Source organism: Streptomyces griseocarneus, from assembly GCF_014655595.1.
Lineage (GTDB): Bacteria > Actinomycetota > Actinomycetes > Streptomycetales > Streptomycetaceae > Streptomyces > Streptomyces griseocarneus.
In genome coordinates this window covers 472,869-490,157 of sequence record NZ_BNBL01000003.1, presented here as the reverse complement: position 1 = coordinate 490,157, position 17,289 = coordinate 472,869, and the positions used below count along the sequence as shown (strand labels likewise).

The following is a 17,289-nucleotide window of genomic DNA, read 5'->3' as shown; positions in this document are numbered from 1 at the left end:
AGCAGCGGGCCCTGTCCACCCATGGAATGCGTATTTCTATGGTTCGCATCTTGACTTAGACAGAGTCCAATGTAGGATCGATCTCGGTCGAGGCCAGGGGCTTGGGCCTGGCACAGACATCTGACGACGGAGGCGCACGTGACCACGGCGAACGGCGAGGCGGCAACCACGACGGGCCCGCTGACCACGGAGTCCGGAGCTCCGGTCGCGGACAACCAGAACAGCGAGACGGCCGGGCTCGGCGGTCCGGTCCTGGTGCAGGACCAGCTGCTGCTGGAGAAGCTCGCGCACTTCAACCGCGAGCGGATCCCGGAGCGCGTCGTGCACGCCCGCGGTGCGGGCGCCTACGGCACCTTCACGGTGACCGCCGATGTCAGCCGCTGGACCCGGGCGGCGTTCCTCTCCCAGGTCGGCAAGCAGACCGAAACGTTCCTGCGCTTCTCCACCGTCGCCGGGAACCTCGGCTCCGCCGACGCGGTCCGCGACCCCCGCGGCTTCGCGCTGAAGTTCTACACCGAAGAGGGCAACTACGACCTCGTCGGCAACAACACCCCGGTGTTCTTCATCAAGGACGCCATCAAGTTCCCCGACTTCATCCACACCCAGAAGCGCGACCCGTACACCGGCTCGCAGGAGGCGGACAACGTCTGGGACTTCTGGGGCCTGTCGCCCGAGTCCACCCACCAGGTGACCTGGCTGTTCGGCGACCGCGGCATCCCCGCCTCGTACCGCCACATGAACGGCTACGGCTCCCACACCTACCAGTGGAGCAACGAGGCCGGCGAGGTCTTCTGGGTCAAGTACCACTTCAAGACCGACCAGGGCATCAAGAACCTCACCACCGACGAGGCCGTGCGGGTCTCCGGCATGGACCCCGACAGCCACCACCGCGACCTGCGCGAGGCCATCGAGCGCGGTGACTTCCCGACCTGGACCGTGCAGGTGCAGATCATGCCGGCGGACGAGGCGGCGAACTACCGCTTCAACCCGTTCGACCTCACCAAGGTGTGGCCGCACGAGGACTACCCGCCGATCGAGATCGGCAAGCTGGAGCTCAACCGCAACCCCGACAACGTCTTCGCCGAGGTCGAGCAGTCGATCTTCTCGCCGGCGCACTTCGTGCCGGGCATCGGCCCGTCCCCCGACAAGATGCTGCAGGGCCGGCTCTTCGCCTACGGCGACGCCCACCGCTACCGCGTCGGCATCAACGCCGACCACCTGCCGGTGAACCGCCCGCACGCCACCGTGGCCCGCACCAACAGCCGCGACGGCTACGCCTACGACGGCCGCCACGGCCGCTCCAAGAACTACGAGCCCAACAGCTTCGGCGGGCCCGTCGAGACCGGCCGCCCGCTGTGGCAGCCGCTCGCGGTCACCGGGGCGACGGGCAACACCGAGGCTCCTTCGCACGCCGAGGACAACGACTTCGTCCAGGCGGGCAACCTCTACCGGCTGATGTCGGAGGAGGAGAGGGAGCGCCTGATCGCCAACCTGGCGGGCTTCATCGCCAAGGTCTCGCGCGACGACATCGTCGAGCGGGCGGTCAACAACTTCCGCCAAGCGGACACCGACTACGGCAAGCGGCTCGAAGCCGCGGTCCAGGCCCTGCGCGGCTGATAGGCCAACTGGACGCTTGCCGTACAAACCGGAGAGGCCGGACGCCAAAGGGCTCCGGCCTCTCCGGCCTTCCCTCACGCCCGGACGGCCGGCGCGCGAACGGCCTCACCCGGCCAGCGCGTCGGCCCGTTCGCGTTGCCGCTCCTGGTCCCGCTCCTGGTCCCGTCGCGCGCCGCGCAGCCAGCAGCGGATGATGTCGCGCACCGACACCACGCCGACGGCCTCGTGGCCCTCGAGGACGATCAGGTGCCGGAACTCGCCGCGCGACATGGCCGCGGCCGCCTCCTCCAGGGTCCACTCGGGGGCCGCGAAGACGACGTCGGTGGTGGTGTGCCCGTGGGCGGTCTCGCGGTCGGGGTCCTGGCCCGCCCCGACCGCGTTGAGTATGTCGCGCTCGGTGAGGATGCCGAGGCCGCCGGCCTCGGGGTCGAGGACGACCGCCGCACCGATGCCGCGCGCGGACATCAGCCGCGCTGCCTGCCGGAGGGTGTGTGCCGGGCCGATGGTGAGGACCACCGTGCTCATGGCGTCGCGGACGAGCATGGCTTGCGCCACCTCCTTCATGGACTGCGGGTCGGTCCCGGAACGCTGAACCGGAGGCCGTCGACTTCCGGCCGGAGTTCACAAGTTCACAAGCGTCGGGAGTGCCAGAGTGGCACGCCGTCGCGTGGGCCGACAAGGTCCGCGAGGCATGATATTTTGCCTAATTTTTACGACTGCCTTGTGGGTTTGAAGCCGTTACGTCCGCAGATAGCCGAGCAGTTCGTCGTGCAGCAGCCCGTTGGACGCGGCGGCGTTGCCGCTGTGCGGCCCCGGAATCCCGTCGAGGCCGGTGAAGCGGCCGCCGGCCTCCTCCACGATGACGGCGTTCGCCGCCATGTCCCACAGCGACAGCTCCGGCTCGGCGCAGATGTCCACCGAGCCCTCCGCGACCATCATGTACGGCCAGAAGTCGCCGTAGCCGCGCGTCCGCCAGCAGTCCCGGGTCAGGTCCAGGAAGCCCGGCAGCATGCCGCGCTCCTCCCAGCCGGACAGCGAGGAGTACGCGAACGACGCGTCCTCGATCCGGCCCACCTGCGAGGCCTGCAGCCGCGTGGCCGACAGCAGGCTCCGGCCGGTGTAGGCGCCCGAGTCCTTCGCCGCCCACCACCGGCGGCCCAGCGCCGGCGCCGACACCACCCCCACGACCGGGTGGAAGCCGCCCTCGCCCTGCACCATCAAGGAGATCAGGGTGGCCCACACGGGCACCCCGCGGACGTAGTTCTTGGTGCCGTCGATCGGGTCGATGACCCAGCGGCGCGGCCCCATGCCCTCGCTGCCGAACTCCTCGCCCAGCACGGCGTCGCGCGGCCGGGCGCGATGGAGGTGACCCCGGATCAGCTCCTCGGCGGCCTTGTCCGCCTCGCTCACCGGAGTCATGTCCGGTTTGGTCTCGACCTTCAGGTCGAGGGCCTTGAACCGGTCCATGGTGGTCGCGTCGGCGGCGTCCGCCAGGACGTGGGCCAAGCGCAGATCATCGTGGTAGTCCGACATGCTCCGCACATTACCCCTGGCCAACGCCAGGTCACGCGCGGCGCGACCTGCCGGGACTCTTGACACCGTCTGGCGGCGCGTCAATCCTGTGCCTGGCCCCCAACCTTCGTGCGGCCGTCCGGCCGGGGAGGCGACGATGCCCGCGGCACGAGAGCTCTTGCTGGACGCGGCGTTCACGGCGCTCGGCGCCCGGCCCTGGAACGGGGTCCGGATGGTCGACGTCGCAGCCGCCGCCGGGGTGTCCCGGCAGACCCTCTACAACGAATTCGGCAGCAAGGACGGACTCGCCCGCGCCCTCGTGCGCCGCGAGTCGGAGGCCTTCCTGGCCGGGGTGGAACGTTCCCTCGCCGACACCGCCGCCCGCGGCGGGGCCGACGCCGGGGACTGCTGCGCCGCGGCCGCCGTCTGGACGCTGCGCACGGCCCGGGCGAACCCGCTCGTCCGCGCCGCCCTGACCGGCTGCCGGGGCGACCGCCTGCCGCCCGCCGCCGCCCCGCCCCTGCCGGCCCCCCGCACCCCGTTCGGCGTGCGGCCGGCCCGTGGCACGCCCTCACCCGTCGCGCTGGCGGAACGGATCCGCGACAGCGCGGCCGGGGCGCTCGGCGCGCTCGGCGCCCCCCAGGACGCGGAGCCCGGTCCGGAGGGCGTGCGGCGGGCCTGTGAGGCGGCGGTGCGGCTGACGCTGTCGTACGTCGTCGCCCCGGCCGGCTCGGACGAGGAGGCGGCGGGCGAGGTCGCCCGGCTCGTACGGATCCTGCTGGGCGGCCCCGTCGCCTGAGGTGGGCGCACCGAAAGGCCGGCGCGTCCCGGGGCCGGTGCGCCGGCCTAGTGCGCCGATCCCGACAGCTGCAGCCCGATGACGCCGACGATCACGAACGTGATCGAGACGATCTTGAGCGTGGAGACCAGGTCGCCCAGGAAGACCATGCCGTAGATCGCGGTCCCGGCCGCGCCGATGCCCGTCCACACCGCGTAGGCCGGGCCCACGTCGAGCTTGCGCAGGGCGAGCGTCAACAGGCCGAAGCTGCCCAGCGCGAAGCAGGCGAAGGCGATCGTGGGCCACAGCCGGGTGAAGCCGTGGGAGAGCTTGAGGCAGACGGCGAAGCCGGTTTCCAACAGTCCGGCGACCACGACCAGCAGCCACGCCATCAGATTGCCTCCCGTTTCGTGGACCGCCCCGTGGGCTTCGGCGCTCTTCATGCACTTGCCGCCCGCGGCCATTCGCAAACGTAGGCGATCAGTCGCCTTCGCGCCGCTCCCTCGTCGCGAGCAGCCGGCGCAGCGAGTACAGCCGCTGCGGGTCGGCGTGGCCGTCGGCGACCCACTGGTCGAGCGCGCAGTCCTGCTCGTCGTGGCTGCACGCGCGCGGGCAGCCCTCGGTGCCGGGCTCGAGGTCGGGGAAGGCGTGGATGACGCGCGAGGGGTCCACGTGGTGCAGGCCGAACGACCGTACGCCCGGGGTGTCGATGACCCAGCCCGTGCCGTCCGGCAGCGGCAGGGCCAGCGCGGACGTGGTGGTGTGCCGGCCCCGGCCGGTGACCGCGTTGACGTGGCCGGTCGCCCGCTGACGTTCCACCAGCGCGTTGACGAGCGTGGTCTTGCCGACGCCGGAGTGCCCGACGAAGGCGGTGATCCGCCCCTCCAGCTTCTCGCGGACCCGGTGCGCGGCGTCCCCGTCGGCCAGCTCCTCGCGGCTGGTCACCACGTAGTTGATGCCCAGGGCCCCGTAGGACTCCATCAGCGTCTCCGCCGACGCCAGGTCCGACTTCGTCAGCACCAGCAGCGGCTCGAGGCCCGCGTCGTACGCCGCGACCAGACAGCGGTCGATCAGCCGGGGACGGGGCTCGGGGTCGGCGAGGGCGGTGACGATCGCCAGCTGGTCGGCGTTGGCGACGACCACGCGCTCGTAGGGATCGTCGTCGTCGGCGGTGCGGCGCAGCACCGAGCTGCGCTCCTCGACGCGGACGATGCGGGCGAGGGTGTCCTTGGCGCCGCTGAGGTCGCCGACGACCGAGACCCGGTCGCCCACCACGGCGCTCTTGCGGCCCAGCTCGCGGGCCTTCATCGCCACGACGGTGCGGCCCTCGATGAGGACGTGCAGCCGGCCGCGGTCCACGGTCAGGACGAAGCCCTCGGAGGCATCCTCGTGCTTGGGCCGGATGTTGGTACGGGGGCGGTTGCCCTTGCGGTTGGGGCGGACGCGGACGTCGTCCTCGTCGGTGTGCTTGCCGTAGCGGCGCATGGTGCTTCCAGGTCTCTCAGCTTCTCGGCACCGACGTCGCCCCCGCGACGGAGCCGAGCATCCCGGTCCACAGCTCCGGGAAGTCGGGAAGGGTCTTGGCGGTGGTCGCCACGTTCTCCACCTCCACGCCGTCGACGGCCAGGCCGATGACGGCGGCGGCGGTGGCCAGCCGGTGGTCGTCGTAGGTGTGGAAGACACCGCCGTGCAGGGTGCGCGGGCGGATGCGCAGCCCGTCCTCGGTCTCGGTGACGTCGCCGCCGAGCTCGTTGATCTCCTTGGCCAGGGCGGCCAGCCGGTCGGTCTCGTGCAGTCGCAGGTGGGCGATGCCGCGCAGGACGGACTCGGAGTCGGCCAGGGCGGCCACGGCCGCGATGACCGGGGTGAGCTCGCCGACCTCGTTGAGGTCGGCGTCGATGCCGGTGATGCGGCCGGTGCCGGTGAAGGTCAGGCCGGCCTCGGTGAGCTCGCAGCTGCCGCCCATGGCGGTGAAGATCTCGCGCAGCGCGTCGCCCGGCTGGGTGGTGCGCTCGGGCCAGTCCGGGATGGTGACCCGGCCGCCGGTGACCAGGGCCGCGGCCAGGAACGGCGCGGCGTTGGACAGGTCGGGCTCCACGACCAGGTCGCGGCCCAGCAGGGCGCTGGGGGAGACGCGCCAGACGTTGGGCTCGCCCCCGGACTCGGGGGTGTCGACCTGGGCGCCGGCCGAGCGCAGCATGTCCACGGTCATGCGGATGTGCGGCATCGACGGCAGGACGGAGCCGACGTGGCGGACCTCGACGCCCTGGTTGAAGCGCGGGCCGGAGAGCAGCAGCGCGCTGACGAACTGGGAGGACGAGGAGGCGTCGATCTCCACCGGGCCGCCGTCCAGCGCGCCCGCGCCGTGCACGGTCAGGGGGAGCGCGCCGCGGTCGTTGTCGTCGATGCGGGCGCCCAGGGCGCGCAGCGCGTCGATCACGCCGTGCAGGGGGCGCTCGTAGCTGCGGGGGTCGCCGTCGAAGCGCACCGGGCCGTCGGCGAGGGCCGCGACGGGCGGCACGAAGCGCATGACGGTGCCGGCGTTGCCGACGTCGACGGTGGCCGGGCCGTGCAGCCGGGCGGGGATGATCCGCCAGGCCTCGCCGGTGGTGTCGGAGCTGTCCGCGACGGTGGAGCTGGAGGAGACGGTCTCCTCGATGCCGACGCCCAGGGCGCGCAGGGCGTCCGCCATCAGCACGGTGTCGCGCGAGCGCAGCGGGCGGCGCACCCAGCCCGGCTCGGCGGCGAGCGCGGCCAGGACCAGCGCGCGGTTGGTGACCGACTTCGAGCCGGGTACGGTGACGGTCGCGTCGACCGCTCCGGTGGCGAACGGAGCGGGCCAGAGGTCGGGGTGCACGGGGCTCTCGGTCATGCCCTTACCTTACTGACGTTCTCGTCGTGGTTCGGTACGAGAAGCCCGGTCACAGCCCCAGCAGCCAGCGCCCGCCCCCGCTCAGGCAGCACAGGGTCACCACGTGGAACAGCCCCAGCCACACCGCCGCGGGCAGGTTCGTCAGCCGCGCCAGCTGGTCCGCGTCGGAGTCCCGGGCACCGCCGTGCCGGCGCTTGCCCTGCAGCTCGAAGGGCGGCCGGACGCCGCCCAGCAGCAGGAACCACACCACCCCGTAGGCGAACGCCGCCTGCACGGCGGGCCCCGTCAGCCACGACACCAGCACGAACGCGGCCCCCGCGAGCACCACGGTCAGCGCGCCGTAGGCGTTGCGGATCATCACCAGCATCGCGGCCAGCAGCGCCGCCGCCCCCCACAGCAGGGCGGTGATGTGCCCGGCGGCCAGCAGCCAGGCCCCGCCCAGGCCGAGCAGGGAGGGGGCGGTGTAGCCGGCGGCCGCGGTGAGGATCATCCCGATGCCGGTCGGCCGGCCCCGGGAGACGGTCAGCCCCGAGGTGTCGGAGTGCAGCCGGATGCCGTCCAGGCGCCGCCCGCTGAGCAGGGCCACCAGGGCGTGACCGCCCTCATGGGCGATGGTGACGGCGTTGCGCGTGATCCGCCACACCGCGTGCGGGGTCACCGCGGCCAGCGCGACGACGGCGGTGGCGGCTATGAGCCAGACCGAGGGGTGCGGCTGGGTGCCGAAGACGCTCGAGGAACGGTCCCACAGGTCGGTGGCGGTGGTGCTGTTGTCCATTTCTGAGCCGCTCCTAGCGTCTTCGTGGCAGTGTGGCACTCATGTGCGGTCGATATGCGGCGAGCCGGCGGCCGGAGGACCTGGCCGGGCTCTTCGGGGTGGAGAAGTGGGAACCGGAGGAGACGCTGGCTCCGGACTGGAACGTGGCGCCGACGAAGAGCGTCTACGCGGTGCTCGAGCGTCCTGTGAAAGACGCAGCGGACCGGCGTCCGGTTCGTCAGCTTCGTGCCCTGCGCTGGGGGCTGGTGCCGTCGTGGGCGAAGACCCCGGAGGGCGCGGCGCGGATGATCAACGCTCGCGCGGAGACGGTCCATGAGAAGCCGTCCTTCCGGCGGGCCTTCGGGGCGCGGCGCTGCCTGCTCCCGGCGGACGGCTATTACGAGTGGGTCACCGGCGAGGCGGAGCGCGAGCTGGAGGAGAAGGGGCGCCGCAAGCGCGCCCGCAAGCAGCCGTACTTCGTCACCCCGGCCGACGGCTCGGTCATGGCGATGGCCGGGGTGTACGAGTTCTGGCGCGACCCGACGCTGCCGCCCGACCACCCCCGGGCCTGGTGGGCGACGTGCTCGGTGATCACCACCGAGGCCGACAGGGAGCCGTTCGCGGGGGCGGGGGAGTCGCCGGAGCCCGGACCGCGCTCGCTGTCGGAGATCCACCCGCGGATGCCGCTGGTGCTGCCGCCCGAGCGGTGGGCGACGTGGCTCGACCCGGCGCGCACCGAACCGGAGGAGCTGCTGCCGCTGCTGGCGCCCCCGCCCTCCGGGCTGCTGCGGGCGTACCCCGTCGCCACCGCCGTCAGCGACGTCCGCAACAACGGGCCCGAGCTGCTGAAGGAACTGCCCGCGCCGGAGGAGTCGACGCTGTTCTGAGCGGCGCTCGCCGCTCCGGGCGGACCGCCCGGCAGGATGGAGGCGTGACTCCAGCCATCGAGCAGACCGTCCAGGACGTGCCCACCCCCGCCGGCGACGCCCGCGTCCACTGGCACCTCGCCCCCCGTGCGCGGCTCGTGCTCGCCCTCGGGCACGGCGCGGGCGGCGGCGTCGAGGCCCGCGACCTGCGGGCGCTCGCGGCCGCCCTGCCGCCCGACGGGGTGAGCGTCGCCCTGGTCGAACAGCCCTGGCGGGTGGCCGGCAAGAAGGTCGCCCCCGCGCCGGCGGCACTCGACGCGGCCTGGCGGGCCGTGTGGCCCGCCCTCGCCGCACCGGGGGTGCCGGTCGTGGCCGGCGGCCGCAGCGCGGGCGCCCGCGTCGCCTGCCGCACGGCGGCGGAGCTCGGCGCCGCGGCCGTGCTCGCGCTGAGCTTCCCCCTGCACCCGCCGGGCAAGCCGGAGCGCTCCCGCGCGGACGAGCTGGCCGGCGCCGGGGTGCCGGTGCTCGTGGTGCAGGGCGAGCGCGACCCGTTCGGCCGCCCCGAGGAGTTCCCGGCCGGCACCGAGCCCGTCGTCGTGCCGCACGGCGACCACGGCTTCGCGGTGCCGAAGAAGGCGGACGTCACCCAGGAGGAGGCGCTGGAAGTGATCACCCGTGCGGCCGGGATGTGGCTGAAGGCGATCTAGCGCGGGTCCGGGGCGGTCAAGGGCGGTCCGCAAGGGCCCCTTGGGCGGCCTTCGTCCGGGCGGGAATGATCCACCGGGTGCCGCTGTTGTGGTCTCTGTATCACGTACCGGCACAGACGAAGGAATGGGAGCTCCCCGCATGGGTTCGATCGCATGCCCGTCCCGCCCGCAGACGGCCGACCCGGGTTGGGCGGTCATGGGTGTGGCCCAGTCGGCCCTGGCCGGAGCGGCGAGCGCACCGGATCGTCGTCTATTCTCCGATTCGAGCGGGTCCGGTCCGGGCGCCGCCGTGTTGTTGGAGGAGGTGGGTCCGGTCACTGGGATCGACGCGGGGGCCGACGACAACCGCAAGCGGGAGCCTGCCGAGAGCGCGGCGGAGCGCAACGCGCGCTTCGAGCGCGACGCCCTGACCTTCCTCGACCAGATGTACTCGGCCGCCCTGCGCATGACGCGCAACGCGGCGGACGCCGAGGACCTGGTGCAGGAGACGTATGCCAAGGCCTACGCGTCCTTCCACCAGTTCCGTGACGGTACGAACCTCAAGGCGTGGCTCTACCGCATCCTGACCAACACCTTCATCAACTCGTACCGCAAGAAGCAGCGCGAGCCGCTGCGCAGCGCGTCCGAGGAGATCGAGGACTGGCAGCTGGCGCGCGCCGAGTCGCACATGTCGACCGGACTGCGCTCCGCCGAGTCCCAGGCGCTCGACCACCTTCCCGACTCCGACGTCAAGGAGGCCCTTCAGGCCATTCCCGAGGAGTTCCGCATAGCGGTCTACCTCGCGGACGTGGAGGGCTTTGCCTACAAGGAGATCGCGGACATCATGGGTACCCCCATCGGCACGGTGATGTCCCGGCTGCACCGGGGTCGCCGGCAGCTGCGCGGACTGCTGGAGGACTACGCACGCGAGCGCGGTCTGGTCCCGGCCGGGACCGCTCCCGCGCAGAACGGTTCCGACGAGTCGCACAATCGGAAAGGCTCGGACTCATGAGCTGCGGAGACCCGCACGAGACGGACTGCTCTGAAGTCCTCGACCACCTCTACGAGTACCTCGATCACGAGATGCCCGAAGGCGACTGCGCCAAGTTCGAGGTGCACATCGACGAGTGCTCGCCGTGCCTGGAGAAGTACGGGCTCGAGCAGGCGGTGAAGAAGCTGGTCAAGCGCTGCTGCGGCCATGACGACGTGCCGGCCGACCTCCGCTCGAAGGTGATGGGCCGCATCGACCTCATCCGGGCCGGGCACGCGGTGCCCGAGCAGGACGTGGTGGCCGAGGCCAGGGCCGCCGAGGCCGCGCAGCAGGACTGACGTCCGCGCGCCGCGCTCGCGGCGCGGGCCGGATCCTGCGACGGCAGTGATCCAAACCACCGCACCGGGGAACGTCACCCGAACGGACGGCGGATTCCCCGTGCGCGGTTTTCCGGGCTTTCCTGAGCCTATTCTCCCCATCCAGACGCCATGTCCAAGGGTCGGGGAGGACGCGCCATGTGGGCACTTCCGGCGGCGGCGCGCGCGTATATCGCGTGCGCCGTGCTCGCCGCCGCGGTGTGCGCCGCGCCCGCCGTACGCGGCGGCCCGGCCGTGCCCTGGGGCGAGGTGGTTCTCCTCGCCGCCGTCTGCGCCGTGGCCGAGCGGCTGCCGCGCCGCCCCCTGACGCCGCCGGTGCTGGTCGCCGCGGCGGTGCTGCTTCCGCCCGCGGCCGCCGCCCTCGTGCCGGTGCCCGGGGCGCTCATGGGACGGGTGGGCCGGCGCCCCGTGTGGGTGCGGCGGCTGTGGCACGCGGCGCAGTCCTCGCTGGCGACCGCCGCGGCCTCGTACGTCTACGGTCCCGGGCCGGGCGCCCCCCGCGTGCCCGACGCGGCCGGCGTCCCCGCCGCGCTGGTTCCGGCCGTCGCCGCCGGACTCGTCCTCGCCCTCGTCGCCGCCGTCCTGGACGGCGGCGTGCTGGTCACCGCCGAGGGCCGCTCACCGCGGACGGCCTGGCGGGGGCCGGTGCCGGCGGCGCTCCTGCCGGCGCTGGCCCACGGGCCGACGGGGCTGATGACGGCGCTGCTGTGGCACAGCCCCTACGGGGCCCCGGCGGCCCTGCTGGCCCTGCTGCCGGTGTCGGTCGCCTCCTGGGTCCAGGGCCGCTGCCGCCGCGAGCGGGCGGCCCACCAGGCCACGGTGCGCGCGCTGGTGCAGGCCGTCGACCTCAAGGACCGCTACACCCGGGGCCACAGCGAGCGCGTCGGCCGGGCGTCCGTGCTGATCGCCCGCGAGCTGGGCATCGGCGGCGACCGCCTCGAGGCACTGCGCTTCGCCGGCACGCTGCACGACGTCGGCAAACTGGCCGTGCCCACCGGGGTGTTGCGCAAGGACGGCCCGCTCACGCCCGAGGAGCGCCGGATCATCGAGCTCCATCCCGAGTACGGCCATGAGATGGTCCGGGGCATCGGCTTCCTCGACGAGGCCCGCGCCGCGATCCTCCACCACCACGAGCGGCTGGACGGCACCGGCTACCCCTACGGCCTGGCGGGCCGTCAGATCCCCGAGTTCGCCCGGGTGGTGGCCGTGGCCGACGCCTTCGACGCGATGACCTCCACCCGCAGCTACAGCCGCGCCCGGCCCGTGCCGGTGGCCCTGGCGGAGCTCGACCGCTGCTCCGGTTCCCATTTCGACCCCCGCATGGTCGACGCGCTGGTGCGCGCCCTCGACCGCCATGGCTGGCGACCGGAAGCTGTCATTCCGTCCAGCCGAAACGTCCCTGTTGATCACTGTTCCGTCCCGGGTGCCCCCGTGGGTCCGCCTGCGGCGGGCGACCGTACGGACCGGGGTGGTCCCGGATGAGAACACGACCGCCGCAGGGCCTGACCTGCTGTGACGCACCGGCCTGCCGGGCGGCCGCGGACCCGTCCGCGGCCGCCGCGCCCGGGGCCGGGCCCCCGGGCGCCTGCCCGGCCGCCTCGACGGCCCAGTCCGGCCCCGAGCGGCCCGGCGCGCAGGCGCCCCCCGGGGAGCGGTCCGCCCGGGGGTGGGGCGGCGGCGCTCCGGAGGCGGGCGGCGTCTCGCCGTGCGCCGGCGTACGTGGCCGCGGGCCCGCCCCGGCCCCGCCCGGCCGGCGCGCACCGGAGCCACCGGCCGGTGGCGGGACGCGGGGCACGGCCCCCCACGCACCGTGGCCCGGTCCGGGAGCCTCGGAGCCGACGGCCGGTGGGCCCGGTGGCGCCCGGGGCACGGCCCCCCAGGCACCCCGGCCCGGCCCGGACGGCGGGCCCTCCGCTCCGGCCGCGCCCTACCGGCCCGGCACGCCGGCGGAAGCGGGCGACCGCGGTCCGCGCCGCGCCGCGCCCGACACGCCGGAGTGGAGCGCTCCCGGCACTGCCGGCGCTCCCGGCGGCTCCGGCGGGCGCGGCCGGCTCCCCGCCGGGGGGCTCGCGCGGGGGGTGCACGCCCTCGCCGGGGTCACGGCGGTCCTCGCCCTGGCGTGGACGGCGTGGCGGGGAGTGGCCCAGCCGCACGTGGCCCTGGCCTACGGCGTGCTGATCGCGCTCGGCGAGGCCGCCCGGCGCACGCCGCGGGCGGGCGCCGGAGCGCGGGAGACCGCGCCCGTGGGGTCCGCCGGCACCCTCGCGTACGCCCTGCTCGGCGAGGTCGGCGGCGAGCCGGCCTCGCACGGCGCCGCCCAGGTCGTCGCCGTCGTGCTCGGCGCCACCCTCGCCGGAGCCGTGGGCCGCCCGCCCGCGCTCGACCGGCTCGCGCGCCGGGTGCTCAACGCCGCCTTCGCCGCCGTCTGTTTCCAGCCGCTGCACGGCTGCGCCCCCAGCCCGTACTACCCCCTCTTCCTCCTGCTGCTCCTGGCCCTGACCGCCCTGTGCGACGCGGTCCTGGCCGCGGCGATCACCCGCTCCCGCGCCGGCGGCGGGCCGTACGGGGTCCTCCTGCTCGAGGAGCTCAGGGCGCTCCCCGGCGTCGGCTCGGCCATCGGCGCCGGCGGCGTCGTCATGACGCTGGCCGTGGCCGCGGCGGGGCTGTGGGCCCTGCCGGTGTTCTGCCTTCCGCTGCTGGTCACGCAGCTGTCCGCGCACCGCTACGAGGCCGTGCGCGCCACCCGCCGCCAGACCGTCGCCTCCCTGGCCCGCGCCACCGAGATCGCCGGCTACACCCGGCCGGGACACGCCCGGCGGGTCGCCACGCTGGGCCGCGCCGTCGGCCGCGAGCTGGGCCTGTCGGGGGCCGACCTCACCGTGGTGGAGCACGCCGCGCTGATGCACGACATCGGCCAGCTCTCCCTCCCGGTGCCGGTCCCCGCCGGGGCGACCGAGCCGCTGCCGCCCGAGGAGCGCCGCCGCATCGCGCTGCTGGGCGGCGCCGTGGTCCGCCGGACCGGCGTACCGGCGGACGTCGTCCTGGCGGTCGAGCGGCAGGCGGACCCGTACCGGGACCAGCCGCTCACCGCCCGTATCGTCCGGACCGTCAACGCCTACGACGACCTCGCCGGCGACCCGGCGTGCGGCCCGCTGCGCGCCCTCGAGCGCCTCCGTCTGGCCACCGCGCACGACCACGAGCCCCGGGTGGTGGAGGCGCTCGCGGCGGTGCTCGCGCGCGGCGGCCCCGCTCCATCCGGCCCGTGACAACGGGGGTGAAGGGGGACTGGCCCGCCGAACCCACGGGTAATGAGCGGGCGTCCGAAGGGGCATGGTTGGATGCGAAGAGACGAAGAGAATGGCGAGAAAGCGGAAACCGGGGGGTGTCGTGCGCGGGGTCGTCGGCAAGGAGGTCCGACAGGGCGGCTTTCACCGCCCGGTCCATCCGGCGTGGTGGCACGCAGAACACGCAGAAACCGGCAGGCGGGAATCGTGAGGATCTTCGGCAAGGTACGGCACCGGCCTTCCGCCTCGTGGCGGCAGGCGACCGACCGTGCCTTCACGCTCATCGGCGACGGCCGGTACGAGGACGCGGGAGCGCTGCTGACGCGCGCGGCCGACATGGAGCCATGGCTGTCCGAGTCGTGGTTCAACCTCGCGCTGCTGCACAAGTTCCGGCACGACTGGGAGCAGGCCCGCGCCGCGGGGCTGCGCGCGGTGGCGCTGCTGGACCGCGAGACCGGCGCGCCCGACTGGTGGAACGTCGGCATCGCCGCCACCGCCCTGCAGGACTGGCCGCTGGCCCGCCGCGCCTGGCAGGCGTACGGGCTGCGGGTGCCCGGCGAGGGCGGCCCGGCCGGTGAGCCGACCGGGATGGAGCTGGGCAGCGCGGCCGTGCGGCTCTCGCCGGAGGGCGAGGCGGAGGTCGTCTGGGGCCGCCGGCTCGACCCGGCGCGCATCGAGGTGCTGTCCATTCCGCTGCCCTCCTCCGGCCGCCGCTGGGGCGAGGTCGTGCTGCACGACGGCGTCCCGCACGGCGAGCGGGTGACCGCCGCCGGGCCCTCGTACCCGGTCTTCGACGAGATCGAGCTGTGGGCCCCTTCGCCCGTGCCCACCTGGGTCGTCCTGCTGGAGGCCGCCACCGAGGCCGACCGGGACGCGCTCGAGCGGCTCGCGGCCGACGCGGGCTTCGCCGCCGAGGACTGGTCCTCGTCCGTGCGCCTGCTGTGCCGCACGTGCTCCGAGAGCCGGATGCCCAGCGACGAGGGCGACGGCGAGCACCTCGACCCGCACGATCACAGCGAGCCCGGCCACCCCGGCCCGCTGGGCCACCGCACGGCCGGCTCCGGCTCGGGCTCCCTGTGGGTGCCCGAGCGCGAGTGCGGCATCGCGGCGCCCGCGGGGCTGGTCAGGGGCCTGCTCGACGGCTGGGTGGCCGACAGCCCGGACACCCGTGAATGGCGGGATCTGGAAGAGGTCTGCTGAGCGGCCGCCGTGGCCCCCGTACCCTGTAGAGACCCAGTGGATTCAGGGCAAGATATTGCTTTCGGGTTGTGAGAGAGGCATACGGCGGACATGGCGCAGCAAGACACGGACCAGCCCGTGAACGACGAGTCGAACGAGTCGACCGCTTCCGGCGAGTTCATCGTGGACACCGAGGACTGCGAGGCGCGTGAGCTCGCGCACCGCGAGCGCGGCACCTCCCGCCCGATCACCGTCGTCGGCAACCCGGTGCTCCACAAGGAGTGCAAGGACGTCACCGAGTTCGACGAGAAGCTCGCGCAGCTGATCGACGACATGTTCGCCAGCCAGCGCACCGCGGAGGGCGTGGGCCTGGCGGCCAACCAGATCGGCGTCGACCTGAAGGTCTTCGTCTACGACTGCCCGGACGACGAGGGCGTGCGCCACGTCGGCCACGTGGTCAACCCCGTCCTCGACGAGCTGCCGGCCGACCGCCGCATCCTCGACGACTCCAACGAGGGCTGCCTGTCCGTCCCGACGGCCTACGCCGCCCTGGCCCGCCCCGACTACGCGGTCGTCCGCGGCCAGGACATGCACGGCAACCCGATCGCCATCGAGGGCACCGGCTACTTCGCCCGCTGCCTGCAGCACGAGACGGACCACCTGAACGGCTACCTGTACATCGACCGCCTCTCCAAGCGTGACCGCAAGGACGCGCTGCGGCAGATGGCCGAGGGCACCCCGCGCTACCCCGTCGTCGCCAACGACTGACCTCGCGCACGACGCACGTGTGGCGGGCGCTCCCCTCGGGGGAGTGCCCGCCACACGCGTTCCTGCTGTTACTCCGCCGGGAAGTCGGAGGCCTCGAAGAGCGGGCGCACCTCGACCTCGCCCTCCTGGAAGGGGATCTTCCGGGCCCACTCGAGGGCCTCGTCCATCGAGCCGGCCCGGATGATCCAGAAGCCGGCGATCAGGTCCTTCGCCCTCCCCCCGAAGGGCCCTTCCGTGACGACGGGCGGGCCGTCCGAGTACGTCACGCGGGCGCCCCTGGAGGTCGGGTGCAGCCCGTCGCCGGCGAGCATCATGCCGGCCTCGGCCAGCCGGTCGTTGTACTGCCCCATCTCGGCGATCATCTCCCTGGTCGGCATCACGCCGGCCTCGGAGTCCTCGCTCGCCTTGACGATCATCATGAAACGCATGGCATGCCTCTCCTCGCCGCCGGACCGTGCGTCCAGCCTCTCGCCGGGCCCGGGGCGGCCCATGGGTCCGGGAGCCGTGTCGTGCGATCTTTCAGGCCACGGGCGGCTTTTTTGCATCATCCGCTTGTCCGTCAATTCCTCTTCCGCTTACCGTGGTTGCGTACGTGCCACGTGGTGGTGGTGTGTCGTAGGGGTCGGGAATTGTCCTGGAGGCTCTCCATGGAGAGCTGCTGCTGGCGGGGCGAGGAAGCTCATAGGGGGCGGAATCGCCGGTTGAGCGGTATCCGCGCGCGTGCCGTCCATGTGCCGTTGCGCGTGGTGATGGAGACTCCAGCGCCCTGCCGGTGAGCGGGGAACGGCCCGGCATCCCTGCCGAGTGCGGCCGGAACAGGTCTCCGCTGGGGGCTGATCGAACTGATCGCCGAACGAGGGAACTTACGGGTCTTCTACGTCGATGACTCGGGCAACGCCCGTGACGTCGCGGCCCTGGGCTGGCTCGAGGTCGACGTGCGCCGGTGGAACGCCGCCATGGAGGACTGGAGACGGTTCCGCACCGATCTGTACGAGGACGAGAAGACGCGGATTCCGGTGGACTACGAGTTCCACGCGGTGAAGTTCATCCCCGGCCGCGGGAACCCGTCGCTGCTGGAGTCCTGGAACCGGCAGAAGCGCCACCGCGGTCCCGTGGCACTCAGGGCGCTCGAGGTGATCGCGGGCATGCCCGGCACGCGGGCGGGGGCCGTCTACCGCAGGACCGGCGACTACGCGCACGACCGGATCGACCTGTACCGGACGTGGCTCCGCCGCCTCAACGACGAGCTCAGGGCATCGGATTCCTACGCGTTGGTGATCGTCGACGGGGACGGTACGGAGCACGCCTACCGCCGCGTCCACCGGGAGCTCGCCGGGGCCGGTCGACGCGTCATCGAGGACTCGCTCTTCCAGCCGGCTGGAGAGAGCCACTTCCTGCAGTGCGCGGACCTGGTCGCCTACACCGCCTACCAGAGCGTGGTCAGGCACCCGGGCAAGCGGTTCATGTGGGATTGGTTCGGTTCCAGGCTGCCCCTGGCCCAGGGGCCGGCGGCGCTGTGAGGGAGGCCTGGAGCAAACGCAGAGCCCCGGCCGATGGCCGGGGCTCGGAGAAGCTGGACCCGGAACCCCGAATACTCGGGCCGGG

General features: G+C 73.5%; 18 protein-coding genes. 11 read left to right on the top strand and 7 right to left on the bottom strand.

Features of this window, described 5'->3' with window-relative positions:
- Window positions 1–120 precede the first annotated feature (120 nt).
- Window positions 121–1,617, top strand: coding sequence for a catalase (locus tag IE295_RS10920; protein WP_372478817.1), 1,497 nt, complete (start codon window positions 121–123; stop codon window positions 1,615–1,617).
- 105 nt (window positions 1,618–1,722) lie between these two features.
- On the opposite strand, the gene IE295_RS10915 is transcribed toward IE295_RS10920, so the two are convergent.
- Both IE295_RS10915 and hisN read right to left on the bottom strand, forming a co-directional pair.
- Complete coding sequence (locus tag IE295_RS10915) at window positions 1,723–2,160, bottom strand: CBS domain-containing protein (protein ID WP_190063350.1); 438 nt, start codon at window positions 2,158–2,160, stop codon at window positions 1,723–1,725.
- Window positions 2,161–2,355: 195 nt separating this feature from the next.
- A complete protein-coding gene (gene hisN, locus IE295_RS10910; protein WP_190063349.1) occupies window positions 2,356–3,150 on the bottom strand; it encodes a histidinol-phosphatase in 795 nt (264 codons plus the stop codon).
- Window positions 3,151–3,286: 136 nt separating this feature from the next.
- On the opposite strand from hisN, the gene IE295_RS10905 reads away from it, so the two are divergent.
- Window positions 3,287–3,928: a TetR/AcrR family transcriptional regulator gene (locus IE295_RS10905; RefSeq protein ID WP_190063348.1), complete on the top strand. Its 642-nt coding sequence runs from the start codon at window positions 3,287–3,289 to the stop codon at window positions 3,926–3,928.
- Window positions 3,929–3,975: 47 nt separating this feature from the next.
- Here the strand turns inward: IE295_RS10905 and IE295_RS10900 are convergent, their stop codons facing one another.
- The 4 genes from IE295_RS10900 to IE295_RS10885 form a co-directional block, all read right to left on the bottom strand.
- Window positions 3,976–4,299, bottom strand: coding sequence for a DMT family transporter (locus tag IE295_RS10900; RefSeq protein WP_190063483.1), 324 nt, complete (start codon window positions 4,297–4,299; stop codon window positions 3,976–3,978).
- Window positions 4,300–4,387: 88 nt separating this feature from the next.
- Complete coding sequence (gene rsgA, locus IE295_RS10895; protein WP_190063347.1) at window positions 4,388–5,392, bottom strand: ribosome small subunit-dependent GTPase A; 1,005 nt, start codon at window positions 5,390–5,392, stop codon at window positions 4,388–4,390.
- A 16-nt stretch (window positions 5,393–5,408) separates the two neighbouring features.
- A complete protein-coding gene (gene aroA, locus IE295_RS10890) occupies window positions 5,409–6,779 on the bottom strand; it encodes a 3-phosphoshikimate 1-carboxyvinyltransferase (RefSeq protein ID WP_190063346.1) in 1,371 nt (456 codons plus the stop codon).
- Window positions 6,780–6,828: 49 nt separating this feature from the next.
- Window positions 6,829–7,554: a M50 family metallopeptidase gene (locus tag IE295_RS10885; RefSeq protein ID WP_190063345.1), complete on the bottom strand. Its 726-nt coding sequence runs from the start codon at window positions 7,552–7,554 to the stop codon at window positions 6,829–6,831.
- 41 nt (window positions 7,555–7,595) lie between these two features.
- Between IE295_RS10885 and IE295_RS10880 the strand changes: the two genes are divergently transcribed.
- From IE295_RS10880 to def, 8 genes are all read left to right on the top strand, one after another.
- Window positions 7,596–8,420, top strand: a complete 825-nt coding sequence (locus IE295_RS10880; RefSeq protein WP_190063344.1) for an SOS response-associated peptidase — start codon at window positions 7,596–7,598, stop codon at window positions 8,418–8,420.
- A gap of 44 nt (window positions 8,421–8,464) precedes the next feature.
- On the top strand, window positions 8,465–9,106 hold the full coding sequence (locus IE295_RS10875; RefSeq protein ID WP_224323047.1) for an alpha/beta hydrolase family protein: 642 nt from the start codon (window positions 8,465–8,467) through the stop codon (window positions 9,104–9,106).
- Window positions 9,107–9,410: 304 nt separating this feature from the next.
- Window positions 9,411–10,097: a sigma-70 family RNA polymerase sigma factor gene (locus IE295_RS10870; RefSeq protein ID WP_224323048.1), complete on the top strand. Its 687-nt coding sequence runs from the start codon at window positions 9,411–9,413 to the stop codon at window positions 10,095–10,097.
- A complete protein-coding gene (rsrA, locus tag IE295_RS10865) occupies window positions 10,094–10,414 on the top strand; it encodes a mycothiol system anti-sigma-R factor (protein WP_190063342.1) in 321 nt (106 codons plus the stop codon). Before IE295_RS10870 ends, rsrA begins: the two co-directional genes overlap by 4 nt.
- Before the next feature lie 177 nt (window positions 10,415–10,591).
- Window positions 10,592–11,935, top strand: a complete 1,344-nt coding sequence (locus IE295_RS10860) for an HD-GYP domain-containing protein (RefSeq protein ID WP_190063341.1) — start codon at window positions 10,592–10,594, stop codon at window positions 11,933–11,935.
- 596 nt (window positions 11,936–12,531) lie between these two features.
- Window positions 12,532–13,719 (top strand): HD-GYP domain-containing protein, encoded by a 1,188-nt coding sequence (locus IE295_RS10855; RefSeq protein WP_190063481.1) that lies wholly within the window; start codon window positions 12,532–12,534, stop codon window positions 13,717–13,719.
- 225 nt (window positions 13,720–13,944) lie between these two features.
- The gene (locus IE295_RS10850) at window positions 13,945–14,937 is read left to right on the top strand and encodes a tetratricopeptide repeat protein (protein WP_086572405.1); all 993 of its coding nucleotides are present in this window, start codon (window positions 13,945–13,947) and stop codon (window positions 14,935–14,937) included.
- A gap of 90 nt (window positions 14,938–15,027) precedes the next feature.
- Window positions 15,028–15,684, top strand: a complete 657-nt coding sequence (def, locus tag IE295_RS10845) for a peptide deformylase (protein ID WP_190063340.1) — start codon at window positions 15,028–15,030, stop codon at window positions 15,682–15,684.
- A gap of 68 nt (window positions 15,685–15,752) precedes the next feature.
- Here the strand turns inward: def and IE295_RS10840 are convergent, their stop codons facing one another.
- Window positions 15,753–16,112: a YciI family protein gene (locus tag IE295_RS10840; protein WP_190063339.1), complete on the bottom strand. Its 360-nt coding sequence runs from the start codon at window positions 16,110–16,112 to the stop codon at window positions 15,753–15,755.
- Between the two features lie 369 nt (window positions 16,113–16,481).
- Between IE295_RS10840 and IE295_RS10835 the strand changes: the two genes are divergently transcribed.
- Window positions 16,482–17,204: a DUF3800 domain-containing protein gene (locus tag IE295_RS10835; protein ID WP_190063480.1), complete on the top strand. Its 723-nt coding sequence runs from the start codon at window positions 16,482–16,484 to the stop codon at window positions 17,202–17,204.
- The last annotated feature ends 85 nt before the right edge of the window (window positions 17,205–17,289 follow it).

Excerpts from the sequence above, each read along its gene's own strand:
- IE295_RS10915 (WP_190063350.1), bottom strand. The coding sequence starts at position 2,160 with ATGCTCGTCCGCGACGCCATGAGCACGGTGGTCCTCACCATCGGCCCG.
- hisN (WP_190063349.1), bottom strand. The coding sequence starts at position 3,150 with ATGTCGGACTACCACGATGATCTGCGCTTGGCCCACGTCCTGGCGGAC.
- IE295_RS10905 (WP_190063348.1), top strand. The coding sequence starts at position 3,287 with ATGCCCGCGGCACGAGAGCTCTTGCTGGACGCGGCGTTCACGGCGCTC.
- IE295_RS10900 (WP_190063483.1), bottom strand. The coding sequence starts at position 4,299 with ATGGCGTGGCTGCTGGTCGTGGTCGCCGGACTGTTGGAAACCGGCTTC.
- rsgA (WP_190063347.1), bottom strand. The coding sequence starts at position 5,392 with ATGCGCCGCTACGGCAAGCACACCGACGAGGACGACGTCCGCGTCCGC.
- aroA (WP_190063346.1), bottom strand. The coding sequence starts at position 6,779 with ATGACCGAGAGCCCCGTGCACCCCGACCTCTGGCCCGCTCCGTTCGCC.
- IE295_RS10885 (WP_190063345.1), bottom strand. The coding sequence starts at position 7,554 with ATGGACAACAGCACCACCGCCACCGACCTGTGGGACCGTTCCTCGAGC.
- IE295_RS10880 (WP_190063344.1), top strand. The coding sequence starts at position 7,596 with ATGTGCGGTCGATATGCGGCGAGCCGGCGGCCGGAGGACCTGGCCGGG.
- rsrA (WP_190063342.1), top strand. The coding sequence starts at position 10,094 with ATGAGCTGCGGAGACCCGCACGAGACGGACTGCTCTGAAGTCCTCGAC.
- IE295_RS10860 (WP_190063341.1), top strand. The coding sequence starts at position 10,592 with ATGTGGGCACTTCCGGCGGCGGCGCGCGCGTATATCGCGTGCGCCGTG.
- def (WP_190063340.1), top strand. The coding sequence starts at position 15,028 with ATGGCGCAGCAAGACACGGACCAGCCCGTGAACGACGAGTCGAACGAG.
- IE295_RS10840 (WP_190063339.1), bottom strand. The coding sequence starts at position 16,112 with ATGCGTTTCATGATGATCGTCAAGGCGAGCGAGGACTCCGAGGCCGGC.